Consider the following 1,442-nt stretch of genomic DNA (forward strand, 5'->3'; position numbering starts at 1 on the left):
CGGCTCGTCGGTGCCGCTCGACGACCCCGCCGCCCTCGCCGCCGGCCTCGGCGACCCCGGCGTGGCGCGGCGTCAACCGCGGACGGGCCGGTGCGCCCGCGCGCCCGGCTCAGGGCGCGTACACCCGGGCGCCCGCGCCCCCCTGCCGATCCGGGGCGAAGCGGATGCGAGACACTTGCCGGGTGACAGCTCAGTCCGGTTCCCGCACCCCCCTCGCCGCCGCCCTGCTCTCCGGCGCGCTCGGAGCCGCTGTCGTCCTCGTCTCCGCCGGCCGCACCTGGGCCGAGGGCGAGGCGGCCACCCCCGTGGCCGACGCCACGCTGCCCGTCACCGCCGGCGGCCGGGACGTCACCGGCCTGCCGTCCGCGCTGGCGATCGTCGGGCTCGCCGCGCTGGTCGCCGTCTTCGCCGTGCGCCGCACCGGCCGCACCGTCGTCGCCGCCCTGCTCACCCTCTGCGGCGCCGGTGTGATCGCCGCCTCCGCGGCCGGCGCCTCCGACACCGCCGCGCCGCACGACCTGGCCGCCGTCGCCGCCGCCCTCGACGACGCCGCGGTGCACGCCGTCAGCCACTCGGCGTGGCCCTGGGTGAGCCTCGCGGGCGGCGTGCTGCTGCTGGCCGCCGGGGTGCTCGCGTGGTGCTACGGCCCCGGCTGGCCGGCGATGTCCGGGCGCTACGAGCGCTCCGGCGGCACCGCCGCGGCGCGCCCGCGGCGCGCCGCCCCCGCGGACCCGGAGCGGCCCGAGGAGCTGTGGAAGGCCCTGGACCGCGGCGAGGACCCCACGCGCGGGGGCTGACCGGCCCCCGGCGCCGGGGGTCCGCGGCGATCGGGGAGAATGGTGGCGTCTGCTGACAGGACCGCATGTTTCGAGGAGCGCAGTGATGGCGGAAGGCCACGACCACGGACACACCCCCGCCGCATGGACCGCGGTGGTGATCATGTTCATCGGGTTCTGCGTGTCGGGCGCCCTGATGGTGATGGACCAGCCCGTGGCCTTCTGGCTGAGCCTGATCATCATCCCCGTCGGCGGCGTGGTCGGCGCCGTCATGCGCAGCATGGGCATGGGCAAGAAGCCGGCGCCGCCGCTGCGCGTCACCGGCGACTGACGCGGTGGCCGCCGCCGGGCGGCCCTTGGCGCTGCGCGGCGACTTCGGTGTGGGGCGCCCCTCGGCCTCTGGCGCTCTCGGTGCGCCCCGCACTTTCGGCGCGGTGCGTCGCCTGCGCCCCGCGCTACTCGGTGCCTCGCGCCCCTCGGCGCGCCGACGCCGCGGCCGGCCGGCTGCGTCCTGCCCGACCGCCTCTCCAGCGGATGCGCCGTCGCGCCGCGACCCCGATAATTCGGTCGTGTCCCCCCATATCGCCGCAGCAGTCCCGCTACGGCATCTCGCGGCGCTGCTCGGCGCGCTGGCCTGCGCGCCCGCCGCCTTCGCCGCGGTCGGCG

Annotated in this window: 2 protein-coding genes; both read left to right on the forward strand. The window is 78.5% G+C overall.

Annotated features, from left to right (window positions below; all coding sequences use genetic code 11):
• The first annotated feature begins 164 nt into the window (after positions 1 to 164).
• Positions 165 to 797, forward strand: coding sequence for a TIGR02234 family membrane protein (locus ABD317_RS36870; RefSeq protein ID WP_344296425.1), 633 nt, complete (start codon positions 165 to 167; stop codon positions 795 to 797).
• Between the two features lie 85 nt (positions 798 to 882).
• Positions 883 to 1,107 (forward strand): HGxxPAAW family protein, encoded by a 225-nt coding sequence (locus ABD317_RS36875; RefSeq protein WP_027753661.1) that lies wholly within the window; start codon positions 883 to 885, stop codon positions 1,105 to 1,107.
• Positions 1,108 to 1,442: the final 335 nt, after the last annotated feature.

Origin of the sequence: Streptomyces synnematoformans (assembly GCF_039531005.1) — a bacterium.
In the GTDB taxonomy this organism is placed as follows: domain Bacteria; phylum Actinomycetota; class Actinomycetes; order Streptomycetales; family Streptomycetaceae; genus Streptomyces; species Streptomyces synnematoformans.

Bases quoted from the DNA above. Each gene is read 5' to 3' on its own strand.
- ABD317_RS36870 (WP_344296425.1), top strand. From the start codon at position 165: ATGCGAGACACTTGCCGGGTGACAGCTCAGTCCGGTTCCCGCACCCCC.
- ABD317_RS36875 (WP_027753661.1), top strand. From the start codon at position 883: ATGGCGGAAGGCCACGACCACGGACACACCCCCGCCGCATGGACCGCG.